General features: G+C 40.8%; 13 protein-coding genes. 4 read left to right on the top strand and 9 right to left on the bottom strand.

Annotated elements, in window-relative coordinates; all coding sequences use genetic code 11:
- Positions 1 to 55 precede the first annotated feature (55 nt).
- The gene (gene prfA, locus U5J89_RS05870; protein ID WP_416208502.1) at positions 56 to 1,132 is read right to left on the bottom strand and encodes a peptide chain release factor 1; all 1,077 of its coding nucleotides are present in this window, start codon (positions 1,130 to 1,132) and stop codon (positions 56 to 58) included.
- 178 nt (positions 1,133 to 1,310) lie between these two features.
- Between prfA and purK the strand changes: the two genes are divergently transcribed.
- Complete coding sequence (gene purK / locus U5J89_RS05865; RefSeq protein WP_322574677.1) at positions 1,311 to 2,471, top strand: 5-(carboxyamino)imidazole ribonucleotide synthase; 1,161 nt, start codon at positions 1,311 to 1,313, stop codon at positions 2,469 to 2,471.
- Between the two features lie 57 nt (positions 2,472 to 2,528).
- Here the strand turns inward: purK and U5J89_RS05860 are convergent, their stop codons facing one another.
- The 6 genes from U5J89_RS05860 to U5J89_RS05835 are packed head-to-tail and all read right to left on the bottom strand — an operon-like array spanning position 2,529 to position 10,087.
- On the bottom strand, positions 2,529 to 3,749 hold the full coding sequence (locus U5J89_RS05860; protein WP_322574676.1) for a hypothetical protein: 1,221 nt from the start codon (positions 3,747 to 3,749) through the stop codon (positions 2,529 to 2,531).
- A gap of 54 nt (positions 3,750 to 3,803) precedes the next feature.
- A complete protein-coding gene (locus tag U5J89_RS05855; protein ID WP_322574675.1) occupies positions 3,804 to 5,111 on the bottom strand; it encodes a glycosyltransferase in 1,308 nt (435 codons plus the stop codon).
- A gap of 3 nt (positions 5,112 to 5,114) precedes the next feature.
- Entirely contained in the window at positions 5,115 to 6,572 is a 1,458-nt protein-coding gene (locus tag U5J89_RS05850; protein WP_322574674.1) for a response regulator, read from the bottom strand.
- 17 nt (positions 6,573 to 6,589) lie between these two features.
- Complete coding sequence (locus U5J89_RS05845) at positions 6,590 to 6,919, bottom strand: hypothetical protein (protein ID WP_322574673.1); 330 nt, start codon at positions 6,917 to 6,919, stop codon at positions 6,590 to 6,592.
- Between the two features lie 13 nt (positions 6,920 to 6,932).
- Entirely contained in the window at positions 6,933 to 8,003 is a 1,071-nt protein-coding gene (locus tag U5J89_RS05840; protein WP_322574672.1) for a hypothetical protein, read from the bottom strand.
- An 8-nt stretch (positions 8,004 to 8,011) separates the two neighbouring features.
- Positions 8,012 to 10,087 (bottom strand): hypothetical protein, encoded by a 2,076-nt coding sequence (locus tag U5J89_RS05835; protein WP_322574671.1) that lies wholly within the window; start codon positions 10,085 to 10,087, stop codon positions 8,012 to 8,014.
- Between the two features lie 260 nt (positions 10,088 to 10,347).
- On the opposite strand from U5J89_RS05835, the gene purE reads away from it, so the two are divergent.
- Genes purE through U5J89_RS05820 form a run of 3 tightly spaced genes read left to right on the top strand, consistent with a single transcriptional unit; the run spans position 10,348 to position 11,668 of the window.
- Positions 10,348 to 10,839 (top strand): 5-(carboxyamino)imidazole ribonucleotide mutase, encoded by a 492-nt coding sequence (purE, locus tag U5J89_RS05830; RefSeq protein ID WP_322574670.1) that lies wholly within the window; start codon positions 10,348 to 10,350, stop codon positions 10,837 to 10,839.
- Between the two features lie 6 nt (positions 10,840 to 10,845).
- Positions 10,846 to 11,295, top strand: a complete 450-nt coding sequence (locus tag U5J89_RS05825) for a hypothetical protein (RefSeq protein WP_322574669.1) — start codon at positions 10,846 to 10,848, stop codon at positions 11,293 to 11,295.
- A gap of 10 nt (positions 11,296 to 11,305) precedes the next feature.
- On the top strand, positions 11,306 to 11,668 hold the full coding sequence (locus tag U5J89_RS05820) for a hypothetical protein (RefSeq protein WP_322574668.1): 363 nt from the start codon (positions 11,306 to 11,308) through the stop codon (positions 11,666 to 11,668).
- 182 nt (positions 11,669 to 11,850) lie between these two features.
- On the opposite strand, the gene U5J89_RS05815 is transcribed toward U5J89_RS05820, so the two are convergent.
- Both U5J89_RS05815 and U5J89_RS05810 read right to left on the bottom strand, forming a co-directional pair.
- On the bottom strand, positions 11,851 to 12,426 hold the full coding sequence (locus U5J89_RS05815; protein ID WP_322574667.1) for a TlpA disulfide reductase family protein: 576 nt from the start codon (positions 12,424 to 12,426) through the stop codon (positions 11,851 to 11,853).
- A gap of 23 nt (positions 12,427 to 12,449) precedes the next feature.
- Positions 12,450 to 12,926 carry a DUF411 domain-containing protein gene (locus tag U5J89_RS05810; protein ID WP_322574666.1) on the bottom strand — a complete coding sequence of 159 codons (477 nt, stop codon included), beginning with the start codon at positions 12,924 to 12,926 and terminating at the stop codon, positions 12,450 to 12,452.
- Positions 12,927 to 13,005: the final 79 nt, after the last annotated feature.

Genomic DNA, 13,005 nt, shown 5'->3' with positions numbered 1-13,005 from the left:
TTACTTACGATACTCGATACAAGATGCAGGTTCTTAGCCTGCATCTTGTATCTTCTTATCCTTCCTCCATTACCGCATTTAGTTTGTCGAGATTATCCTGCACACGTAATGCCTCAATAACTTCATCAATTTCTCCTTTCATTATATCTTCAAGATTGTACAGGGTTAAATTAATGCGATGGTCAGTAAGGCGGCTTTGCGGGAAATTATAAGTACGAATTTTAGCGCTTCTATCTCCCGTTGAAATTTGACTATTTCGTTCTTCTTCTCGCTCTTTTCTGAGCTTCTCTTCTTCCATCTCATATAATTTAGAACGCAGCATTTTCATTGCCACCTCACGGTTCTGATGCTGGGAACGTTCCTGCTGACATTCTACCACTACGCCGCTGGGTTCGTGGGTCAATCGAACAGCTGTATCTGTTTTATTTACATGCTGCCCTCCAGCCCCACTTGCACGAAAGGTATCGACACGTATATCTGCAGTATTGATCTCTATATCAACTTCTTCAGCCTCGGGCAGTACCGCCACCGTTGCTGCAGACGTATGGACTCGTCCCTGCGTTTCGGTTTCAGGCACACGCTGCACCCGATGAACTCCACTTTCATACTTCATTAAACCGTATACATCCTCACCTTCCAGTCCAAATGTAAGCTCCTTGTATCCTCCTTTATTTGATTCGCTGAGACTTAAAACATTGAGCTTCCATCCTTTTTTATCTGCATAGCGACGGTACATATCAAAGAGATCACCAACAAAAATAGCGGCTTCATCCCCTCCTGTTCCCGCTCGCAATTCAACGATCACATTCTTGGAGTCGTCAGGATCTTTGGGAATTAACTTAAACTTAATTTCTTCCTCTAACTCTGCAAGCTGAGGCTTGAGTTCTTGAAGCTCAAGCTCGGCCATTTCGGTTATTTCCTCGTCATCTCCCTCTTCAATCAGCTCCTTATTACCGGCAATCTGATTTTTAGTTTCTTTCCATTTGTTATACAGATCTACTAATTTTTTTAAGTCGCTATGCTCTTTGGTAAGCTCGGTATAGCGGTCCGGATCATCATATACCGATGGATCACTCATCGCTGTTGTCACTTCTTCAAACCGTTCTTTAACCTGCTCTAACTTTGCTTCAATATCCATGTTTCTACTTCTTTAGGAAGATGTTTTCAAATTTAAGGCTCGTAAAATACGATACTTTGTGCAAAATTAAGAATAGATAAAATATTCAAATTACAGCACCTCTTTCCTTAATTCCCAACCGAATAATTATTAAGTTCAGGTCGAATTTTGGAATTACAAAAACAATAGATCAATGGATAAAAGTCCTTTATCAGCAAATTTTAAGCTCGGCTTTCTTGGAGCCGGTCAGTTAGCTCGTATGTCTGGATTACAAGCTTTTCGATATGGTATTCAGGTTGGGGTTTTCTCTGATCGGGACGAAAATGAGCCCGTCCAATTTATGACACCGCATTCGTTTACAGGATCTTATGACTCTGTGGATGATCTTACCAATTTCGCCAAAACATGTGATGTCCTAACGCTCGAAAATGAATTTATTGATTCAGCAGTTCTCCGAAAAGCTCAAGAACAAAGCGGGACTAATATATTCCCCTCTCCCGATAGCTTTGCCAAAATTGAAAATAAATTCATCGAAAAACGTACGTTCGAAGGCGCGGGTATTTCAGTTACACCATACAAACTGGTAAAGACGGTAACCGACCTTAAAGGATTCGGACAAAATTACGGCTGGCCCTATGTGCTCAAATCATCTAAAGGCGGATACGACGGTTACGGTAATGAGACCGTCAAAGATATTGAAGAAGCTAAAAAAGCATTTAATGAATTAGGTGGACATGATAACCGCGATATCGTAGCCGAAGCATTTGTTGATTTTACACATGAACTTGCCGTCCAAGTAGCACGAAATGAAACCGGGCATGTTGTTTATCCCTGCTGCGAAACCGTGCAAGAAAATCATATCTGTGTTGGGGTCAAATCACCTGCTCCGGTTCCACAATCTATCCAAAAGGAAGCACAAAAAATCGCTGTAAAAGCTACAGAAGCTATCGATGGAAAGGGTATTTATGCCTACGAGTTTTTCCTTACTAAAGATGGAGATCTCCTGCTCAATGAATCCGCTCCTCGTCCCCATAATTCAGGCCATTATACCATCGAAGGCTGTATTACATCACAATTTGAAAACCACGTCCGCGCTGTGATGGGACTTCCTCTTGGGTCAACTGAATTACGAGCTTCGGCTGTGGCCATGACTAACCTGTTGGGTACTGACGAGCGTAATGCCAAGGTTGATAATGCCTTAATGGCCCTGTCAGAAAGTGATGGACATTTACATGTTTACGGAAAGCTCGACAGCCGTGTTGGACGAAAAATGGGGCATTATACTCTATTAGGACAAACGGTTAACGAAACCTATACCCAGGCTACCGAACTTACCGATTCCATCCGCATTTAAGTAGATGAATGTCGCCTCCTTCTTATGATCTATGTTTTGTGGCCCCTGCAGAGCTTATCATTCTTTTTTGAGTATTTTAAGTCCGTCTGTACCATTAGCAAGGATAACAAATTTGCCGGCTGCTTTAACAAAATTTGCTGAGGCCTCATCGTCATTATCCCAGGAATAAATTCCTTCAGGTTCTTTATTTGGAGACCGCGCCTGAGTAGTAATGATTAGTCCATCAGTTCCATGGGCTATATAAACATAATTTCCATGGGCGCTAACAGCATTGGCCACATCTTCACCCTGCGGATCAAATTCATAGACCAACGGGTCTCCGCCTCCATCAAACTTATAACCCTTAACTCCCTGGTTACCAAAAGCACCATAAGTAATCGCAGCGCGATGCTCGATAACGTTCTTACCATTTGCGGGAGTTACTGTAAAGTTTGTTTCAAATCCGTTCATATCATCTTTCTTGAAATCCATGATATTAAACTTGGCCTTCTCACCGTTCATCAGGCTTAACCCAATGATGTCATCCTTTCGCCAGTCTATATACTTGGCAAAATCTACATTAAACTGATTTATAATCGACAAATCATCTTTGTTTAACTCAAAAAATCCTCCACCGGTAGCTCCCGAAGCCACATACAACTGCTGCGAATGATCAACTAATGCATTTCCGGAGTAGCTTGGCAGCGGCGTTTCTTTGCGGTAATCCTCAAAAACATCTTTATCTATTTTCAGTTTACCTACTACGGCTCCCTTATGTGTTTCTTCGTTGTAATCTGTTTTTGAAACATCGCGTCCGCCTGTATACCAGAGCTTTTTTCCATCCTCTTCAATTTCAAGCGCATTTATATCCGTATCAGTGAATTCAACCAAGGATGTTATTTTAGGATTCGATTCATCCTTTACATCGATTATATCGATAGCTCCTGCGTAAGAATTGCCATTGCGGTGATAAGAAACATAGATCTTATTAGCGCGTATCTCAATACTGGTTGCACTCAGGGGTTCGCCATTTCCATCCAGTGGTGAGCTAACAGTAGCAACATGTGTAAAGGTATGATTATTACCTTTAGCCATTGCAGCCGTAGAAGTTTGATCCGAAGTGGTATCAAGTTCAACCGGTTCATTAACGATACTCACCCGTTCATTGAGTTTCTGCAGATCATCAGTAACACTGATCTGGTTATCTTCACTACCGTTATTCAGAATATCGCATGACCCTAAAAAGCCTAATAGAGCGGCCATCAGCGTTAAATTGAATATTGTTTTTATTGTTTTCATAATTGCTCCCTTTTTGTCTTTTGTTAATTTATTATTCTTTTTTTTCAAATTTATTTAATCCATAACTTTTCTTTCAAGCTTTAATGCCTCACTGGAAGTTTTATAAGGATTCCAGGGATCCTTATACGACGATCGAAAGAAATATTCCTTGATATAGGCCCAGGTGCGTACAAATCGAATAAAGTAGCCCGTATATAGTACCATCGCCGGCAAGTACAGAATATATTTCAATTTGTCTTTGCGCGTATCAGAAAAAAGCAGTACCACAATAAACTCAAGGGCTTTAGAAACGGTATAAAGGCCAAAACCTGCAATAATTACATAGCCGAGTGTTGAGGTAAAATTCATGATGATATCGATCATATAGATATACCACATCACGTTGAGCACAAAATCGTACAAAATATTCTCTGTAATCGTAAAAAAATTGATTAGGCTGAAGTTTTCTGACGGACTAAATAGGTTGCGATGTTTTCTAAACCTGAATCTGATTAATGACCTGCTCCACCGTACACGCTGACGAGCCAGCGATTTAAAATTACTGGGTACCGTCGTTCGGGCCACCGCTCGAGGCTCGAACTGAACCTTATAACCCAGCTTCCGTATTTTAAGCGTAATATCACCATCCAGGCCCGGACCTACATCCCATCCCTTAATTTGTTGCAACACATCTTTACGAAAAGCACCGAAAGCACCCGAAACAATGCGTAAAATACCTAGCGAAGAAGCTACCGTGCGTCCCACAAAAATATATATCAAATATTCAATAGATTGCAGAGTAGTACAGAGGCTTTCATTGCTGTTTCGAACCATCAGGTTTCCTCCGACCGCGCCGACATCTTTGTTCATGTAAAAGGGAATCATAATTTGCTCAATAGCATCCTGGTGGAATGAGCAATCAGCATCCGCATGAATCACATATTTTCCCTTGCAGTATTGCAGTGCCAGATTGGCCGCAGATGCCTTTCCCCCTCGCTCCTCGTTTCTAAGAAAAAGGTCAATTTGCCCGCTTCGCTCAAGATTACGTCCAATAATAGGTGTATTATCATCGGATCCGTCATCTACCACAATAATTTCAAAATTTTGATATGATTGTTCTTTTAGCGATGATACAAGCTGATAATAATTCTCCCCCTCGTCTTTACCGGGCACGATGATCGACACGAACGGTCGTTCACTCCAAAACCGCTGCTTCGCAATATTATAATCTTTCCATCCCGTTTTATTCTTAATATATGTAATCATAAGCACCGAATAATCGAGCAGGATGTACCGGGGGAGCTCGAAAATAAAGTAGAACCAGAATATGCGCACAAATCCCCTGGTGCCCTCGTTATGCCAAAATTCTATAAATTCTATCATTGGCTATACGTTTGATTTCGATGCTTTTTCGAGTAACTCATTGATGGTCTGTTCATAACTGTTGTTCTCTTGAACTTTCAATACAGCCATCTTCAACTCTAGTTCAAAGTCGTCAAAATTATCTTTAATTAATTCCTTTATGCGTTCGGCCATCTTATGCATCACCTTTTCAGCAGCCTCTTTCCTCTGTTCAGGAAAGAGCATCAAAATGGTTTCGTAATCCCAAAACGTAATTTCATCACCAGGGGCCAAATCATTTGATAATATTTGCTGTAGCTCTTTTTGTAAATCGCGCTTTGCAGCATTACCAATGCGCTGATAAAGCTCTGAGATATTCCATAATCGAAACATACCGACTGAACTATCAAATTCTGCGATGCTTTTACGCTTAATTTCATTTTTGAGCGCACGTATAAAGTAATCGGTGCTCTCGCCCTCATCGGGCATTTGTTCTCCATTCTTGCTAATTGTCACATAGTGATTCCCTTCGGCCATATCTTTACCCTTGGCAGTTAGGTGATACTTTTTAATCTCTTTTTTTACCAAATGCTCGACCTTTTGATCAGCACCGCAATTTAAACATCTGGCCCGTATTAACGGGTCCTGGAAAGAATGACCACATCCCCGACAGTTAAATATAGCCGCCGGCTTATCATAATCCACGCCAATATGTTTCAACTTTTTTTCACATTTAGGACATATAAGCGTTTCCCCGTATCCGGCAGCTTTAAATTCGTTTATTTCACCCATGTAGGCACAAGAAAAATGATGTATAAGATCATTAGAAACCAAATGAGATGAATCACAATTCGGGCACACTTCCCTGATATTCAAGTAACTGTTAGAGCAGGAATTACATAAGTATATCGTATCCACAAACTTGCCGGTAAGAATCTCATTGTCTTCTGCCTCGTCGAGAATATCAAGCGCGTCGGCCTCATTGGCAAAGTCCAAATTATCAGTAAGCATGGCATAGGTATATCCCAATAAGCTTTTGCGCGACGGAACAGGTTCTATAAAGCTGATGTCCCGTGAGTGCATAAACCGTATCAGTTTCAGAAGTAAGAGATTGTTGGGAAAATCCGATTCCGACTGAACGGAAACCGACTTTCGGATGCGCTGTACAGATTCATTGAAACGATTACGAGATACCGGCTTTACGAGATAATCTGAGATGGCATAATCAAAAGCTTTTACAGCAAAATCTTTTTTGCCGGTTACCAAAATTACCTTGACGTTGTTTTTGTCATCAATCTCATCCAGAAAATCGAACCCCGACATCGACGGCATCATGACATCCAGGAAAATGAGGTCCACCTGTTTTTCATTCAACAATTCGAGCGCCTCCTCTCCGCTTTCTGCAATACCAACCAAATTGAGACTATCACTGTGGTCAACAAGCGATGACATTGCTATCCGTGAGGTCTTTTCATCATCTACAATAATACAATTAAGAGTCATAGCTATCTCCGGATATTCTATGTAGTTAATTTGTTATTAATCTTCCGCGTTACCTCGGCTACTTTAGCCAGATTATTCAATGAGTGTATAGTACCGTCAATCAGAGGATTTCCGGCTCCTGACTCCTCTTCGTAAATTTTATACACAAATATTGGAATCAGGTATACCGATTCCATGTTATAGCAACGTATTTTATTTACGATCTCTTCGGTAGCCAGCTGATCGGAATATTCGATAATGACCGCATCAAACGATTTGAGCTGAGGTAGGTACAGCGGTGAGCGATCCTGTATCTTCATAAATACAAGATCTTCGTGCGATATTTTTTGAGCAAAATTCTCTTTCATAATTTCTGTTCACCTAAAGGATTACCTTACGGATTGTCACTCCTAAATTACTGTTTTCCTCCCATACCGAGAAGGCCTTTTCATCAACGGGTTTTAGCTTTACAACTACGTATTTGTTAATGTTACCAAGCTCACCGATTGCAAGCGACTGCCAGTTAGATAGCTGGGGGGTATCGAAACCGGTGATAACCCCTTGGCTGTCAATATCACCGTCAAAATTCACTTTCAGTGTATCCCCGTTCTGCAAGTACTTCCGACTGTATTGCTGAAAAATAGCCCGTATAAAAATCTCTTTACTTTTCCGTTTAAGAGTCAAAATGGACTCCGATCGCATTGCCAACTCCGATACATTTTTGTCAATCCTTTCTACCACACCTCCGAGCGGTGTCGTGAACTTTCTTATTGTTAGATTACTCCCGACAGCCTGCTCAATATTAGCTTCTGCTTCCTTCTCAAGGCCGGCAAAAGTGTTATAAATTTCCGGTGCTTTTCGCCAGTTTGCCAATGTTGCTTTTTGCTGTCGCAGGTTCTTTAATTTTGAAGAAGCAAGAGAGGTGTCCTGTTTCAGTTCCATAATTTTATTTTCAATACGTCGCAAATCATTCAGACTGCTAACTCCCAAGCGTATTTCTTTCTGAACCAGCTCTTTTTGTTTTTTGTAGTACTCCAATTGCTCAGTAGAATTTTGATACGTAATTCTTTCCTGATCAATGTCTCCCTGGACATCCATTATTTTTTCTTCCAGGCGGCGCCTTTCGTCACGACTTTGTTCCGGGCTTTGCGATTGATGAACGACCGCAAAAGAAAACAGCGACTCATTGGAGTATACCGAATCCCCTTCCTCTACAAACATTTCTGTAACACGCACATCAACTGGAAAGCGTACCTCCATTCGGTTAGCAACTACTCTGCCCTGCCCTTCAATAATCATGTAATAATCAAATAAGAAATACACCAGAACAATCAAGACAAATCCAATGATCGAAAGATAAACGATCCGATCCCAATTGATCGATTCTTCCATCTCCTTTTCCCGGGTGCCTCGTATTTTTGATGGTTTTGATCTAAAATATTCGCTTTTCATATCGGTATTCAGTTTAAGCCAATCAGTTTTTCAAAATCATGGACAGCAAAAGACAACTTGCCATATTGCTGATTTAATTGAGAGATAAAATCTTCCATTTGTGTTTGGGATACAAAATCATCAGGACGCAAAGCAATCACCAACTTACCTCTCTCTTCATTGTTATCACTGGTAAATTGCAACTCTTTTGACAATCGTTTATTAAGCTTTGGTACCGTTGAGATTTGATATGCCATTACATAGATCTTATCAACCATTGGATACAATTCGGCCAAGATCTCATCGTAAAACACAGGTACAGAAATTGACAACGACAACTCATACCTGTCAGCAACCTTTCTTGCATACTGTACCATCCTCGTATACTGCTGAAGATAGTATTTTCTATTTTGGGACCAATCATCAAAGGTATGCGGTTCTACATCCAAATGGATTCCTTTGGCATTATAAGTACGAGCATTTTTGGCAAAATCGTGAATACTGTCCCAATTTTTCTCTTTAATTAATACATTGCTTCCCTTCATCAGATCAACAGAAATTCCCATGGCCTCTGAATTTCTGATAAATGATGACAGCTTATCAGATACCGACGTCATCTTAGGGCCGGGAGAAAGTAAAATGGTATTGAAATTTCGAGCAGACATATAATCCAACAATAATGGATTTTTATAGCTATCAAACGTATCAGACCACATATACACCGTAGATGACGAATTGTTATTTTGTGCTAATTTTGGCGGATTCCATACGCTGGCATAGCTGGATAACGGCGAACTTGGCGCAAATTTACTGAGCCGAATAAGCTTTTCGTATATTTTTTCTTTCGTCTGCGATAATTGCCACATGGCCTCAATTTGTGACAAATACAAGTTCAATAGCTCTGAAGAATCATATTCCTGATTGCCGTTTTCCCTGCCCGTTTGTTTTTGCCGGATACGCTGTAATTGCCGTTGATATCTGTTATAAGTACGGGCATATTGATTTTTTAGCTCCTGGTATTCCCTGAAATTCTCCCCGAGCATATTATTTTCTGCAAAATCCTGCCGCTTATTTTCATACTTTATTTCTTGACGCTGTGCTTCCTTATACTCCTTATTTCCTCCCTTAAAAACCGTAAGCGGGACCGAGAGATTAACCGAGAATGAAAAGTACTCTCTATCTTGTGCATTAGTAATTTGCAGCTGTTGTCCCGAGCGATCGTAATAGTTGTAGTTTACATTTGCCGAAAGTGAAATATCTCTCCAGCGGCGATGCTCATCTTCTGTATTTTCCAAGCGCAGTGAATCAACTTTTTCACGCAAAGGTTTATGCGCTGCTTCCTTTTTCAACTTTTTATAATCCACAGAAAGAACTGGCAATACAGTATTTTCAGGCAACCACTTTTTACCACCCGAAGAATCCAATGAAATATTTGTATTCAGCACCATGTCCGTCTCCGATAGTTTGGATGATATTTCCAGCACTTCATCCCATGATTTATACCCTAAATCATAAAGAGTCTTCAACTCATTCTTTTTTATTGTGAGAAGTTCTTTATACTGTTTTTTAATCTTTTTTTGCTCTTGTCTGACAACAGAAAGTATATGATTTCGCAAAACTTGATAATGCTGTTCCGTATCCTCTTTGCGCTGTTTAAACTGTTCAATTTTGACCTTTCTCTGTAACTGGTTTGCTTTTAGCTGATTCTCTTGCCACCCATTGCTCAGCACATCCCACCTGAGCCCCAATTGGTAACGACTGTTGTAAAAAATACCTTCGGAATCAAACACTCCCTGTTCAAGATTTTGCAGGTAGCCGGCCTGCAAATTTACTCCCCAGTCGTTCTGGGTATGCTGACGTTCCTTTTCTAACATACTGGCGGATGGATGCTGATCTCCAACAGCAAAATTTCTGTGATTAAATAACGAATCAAGATCTTGGATATCAGCTTTTTTAGCTGCCATCTGAACGTAGCCTGCCTTTTCGGAAAGTGAAGAATCAATATGAACGATCAGCTTTTCAAGCACGTCCGAACGTCCGCTTTGTGCCCAGCTGTTTTCGAAGGGATAAAGCAAGATCATACCCGTCACCAATATTGTGAGCAAGCATCCCGGTAAAATTGTTTTGTTACTACTCCTAAAAAGTATTACCCGCAAAATATTCTAGCTCCTAAACTTTTTTTGTCACTCTTGGAAGCAAACATTAAAAAAAAACGACTAAAATCTTGAATATTAATTAAACTTAATTGTAATGCTCCATCATTGCCTTAGGTTTAAGTATTCTGTCCTAAATATTTGTTTCCCATAAGATATTTAATGATTTTCGGTTTCATCAGAAATGTAATATTTAACAATTGCACTTAACTATGAGCGACAAACAACCATCCGTTGGAGTTATCATGGGCAGCGACAGTGACTGGCCTACGATGAAAGCTGCCTGCGATATTTTAGAAGAATTCGAAATCCCCTACGAAAAAAAGGTGGTTTCGGCACACCGTACTCCCGATGATATGGCAGAATACGGTAAATCAGCCCGAGAGCGGGGTTTAAAAGTGATTATTGCAGGAGCAGGTGGTGCAGCACACCTGCCGGGAATGACGGCAGCTCATACTACTCTGCCTGTTATTGGCGTGCCCGTTAAAACCAGTACGCTAAGCGGGCTCGACAGCCTTTACTCTATCGTACAAATGCCACCCGGTGTTCCCGTAGCGACGGTAGCGATTGGCAAAGCAGGTAACGCAGCCCTCCTCGCTATTCGTATGCTCAGCACCGAAAACAGCGAACTTGCTGGTAAGCTGTCCGATTATCACAAAGGGATGGCAGAAGCTTCGAGGGCCAAAACACAGAACTTAACATAGGTTTTTATGCCTCTGCATGAACAGGATTTCTTAATGCGGCAGATTCAAATCCTTACCCAATTGCTGCAGCAGATTATCTTCAAGAAAAATCAAAATCAGTATCAAGAGGCAGTAGAAGAAATCCAAAATGCGTTAAAAAAGCTCACCAAAGATCATCCCAAGTCATTTCATCAACTTGACTTTGAGGAAACACTTGACCTTTTTATCAATGGTGATACCTTTGAATCCGAATTGGCTATAGCAATTGCAGACCTCCTTGTTGAAGAAGGTAAACTGCTCTATGAGGAATCATTCAAGCGTTCTCAAAAATCAATGGCTCAGGCGCTTATTTTATATAGAAAATCTTTGCAAATTCCAGATGCTTCTGTTCCGTTGGATATCGAAAACAAAATTGATCATCTTGAAAAGAAAGTGTTGGCTAACCATCTTGAGCGTATAAATAACATTCTGAATTAAAATAACTGTTGTGGCTGAGTACAATGAAAAGTTGGAAGATTTGCTGGATCACCACCTGATTGCAAACGAAGAGCTGGAGAAGAGAAAACAAGGCGGTGGAATCGGCTATCTTATTAACGGCAATATGTGTTTGGGTATTTATAAAGATCTGCTCGTAGCTCGAATTGGAGAGCGACTGGCTTCATCACTTGTAGATCGTCCCGGCATCAGAAAATATTTACCGGATAAGGGATTATATGATGATTTTGTCATGATTGAGGAACAAGTATATTCTCATACTAAAGCTCTTCAAAAGTTTATCGACCAGAGTATCTCTTATACAGGTCGTTTACCGGCCAAAGACCACGGTAAAACTCAACATGATTCTCAGTGATTTTAGTAAATTACTAAAAATATACAGCATATCGACCGAGCCATTCACTACATAATAAGATTTGTCAGTTCCCCATCGAAAACACTAATGTAATAGAGAAGTTAAAAAGATGATATCCTATATCTAATATCTAAGGGTACTGGCAATACATCTCGCGCCAATAATTACCTCATCTCGTAATACTATTCTGACAGGAGATTCTTAATTCTGGGTTCCAGCTCTTTGTTGGTTAGAGCCCCAACCGCAAAATATTGCAGGTTTCCTTTTTTATTGATGATATACGTTGTTGGAATTCCCATGGTGGGGCCGTATTTGTCCATGATAGTACCATCATCAATTACAATCGGATAGGATACCTCATACTTTTCGATAAAAGGACGTACTACCGACTCCCCCTGCTCATCAATAGATACTCCCAAAATCATAAATCCATTATCCTTATACTTTTCATATAACTCTTGGAGATCGGGGGTCTCCTCACGACAAGGCGCACACCAGGTTGCCCAGATATTTAACAGTACCACCTGCCCTTCATAATCCGAAAGAGTAAATGTTTCACCATTTAACGTAGTAACTTCAAAGTCCTTGGCTTTAGCTTCGCGCTGAGCGGGATATAAGATAGCCGAACTTGGATCAAGTTGCTCAAGCGGTTGGGTGGGACCTTTTTTTTGTGATTCGCTTTCTGAATTACATCCCAAAAACAGGAAAGCTGAAAAAACAATAATAAGTCCGTAAAGGTAGAATCGGTTTTTCATCATCAGATCTTATTTACCTTGCCTGATCAATGCTGGGCAAATACTTCTGTGCTGCCGTCATTTTTAAGCAGATATACTTTATAAGGCTCGTTGGGTTTGGTATTCATTCCCGGTGAACTGGCAGGCATACCCGGCACTACCAGACCACGTGCATCGGGCTTTTCTTTTAATAAACGCCGGATATCCTGGGCCGGCACATGTCCCTCTACCACGTAATCACCAACCACTGCCGTGTGACAGGCACCCATGTTTTGTGGTACCCCCTGATCGGCTTTGACCGCATACAGATTAGGAGAATTTATGGACTTAACACTGTATCCATTGCCCTGCATGTAGACCGCCCATTTATCACAGCACTGGCATCCTTCATTTTTGTACATGACCACATCAGCCGTGGACTCATTATCCTGACGATTATAATAATCATTAATGATGTACCAAATGGTACCTCCGGCAATAACGATAATGAGTGCAGCGTAAGTAAAAAATTTTTGGGGCTTCATATATGAAGTATTTGCCGTTTAAGAAATGAAAAGTACCTGAGGGGGGACTCGAACCCCCACGACCGCAATGGCCACCGGA

The sequence above is a fragment of the Fodinibius sp. genome, from assembly GCF_034521915.1.
In the GTDB taxonomy this organism is placed as follows: Bacteria; Bacteroidota; Rhodothermia; order Balneolales; family Balneolaceae; genus Fodinibius.
The sequence above is the reverse complement of the archived record's forward strand: the minus strand, read 5'-3'. Positions and strand labels throughout refer to the sequence as shown.

Bases quoted from the DNA above. Each gene is read 5' to 3' on its own strand.
- purK (WP_322574677.1), top strand. From the start codon at position 1,311: ATGGATAAAAGTCCTTTATCAGCAAATTTTAAGCTCGGCTTTCTTGGA.
- U5J89_RS05860 (WP_322574676.1), bottom strand. From the start codon at position 3,749: ATGAAAACAATAAAAACAATATTCAATTTAACGCTGATGGCCGCTCTA.
- U5J89_RS05855 (WP_322574675.1), bottom strand. From the start codon at position 5,111: ATGATAGAATTTATAGAATTTTGGCATAACGAGGGCACCAGGGGATTT.
- U5J89_RS05850 (WP_322574674.1), bottom strand. From the start codon at position 6,572: ATGACTCTTAATTGTATTATTGTAGATGATGAAAAGACCTCACGGATA.
- U5J89_RS05845 (WP_322574673.1), bottom strand. From the start codon at position 6,919: ATGAAAGAGAATTTTGCTCAAAAAATATCGCACGAAGATCTTGTATTT.
- U5J89_RS05840 (WP_322574672.1), bottom strand. From the start codon at position 8,003: ATGAAAAGCGAATATTTTAGATCAAAACCATCAAAAATACGAGGCACC.
- purE (WP_322574670.1), top strand. From the start codon at position 10,348: ATGAGCGACAAACAACCATCCGTTGGAGTTATCATGGGCAGCGACAGT.
- U5J89_RS05825 (WP_322574669.1), top strand. From the start codon at position 10,846: ATGCCTCTGCATGAACAGGATTTCTTAATGCGGCAGATTCAAATCCTT.
- U5J89_RS05815 (WP_322574667.1), bottom strand. From the start codon at position 12,426: ATGATGAAAAACCGATTCTACCTTTACGGACTTATTATTGTTTTTTCA.
- U5J89_RS05810 (WP_322574666.1), bottom strand. From the start codon at position 12,926: ATGAAGCCCCAAAAATTTTTTACTTACGCTGCACTCATTATCGTTATT.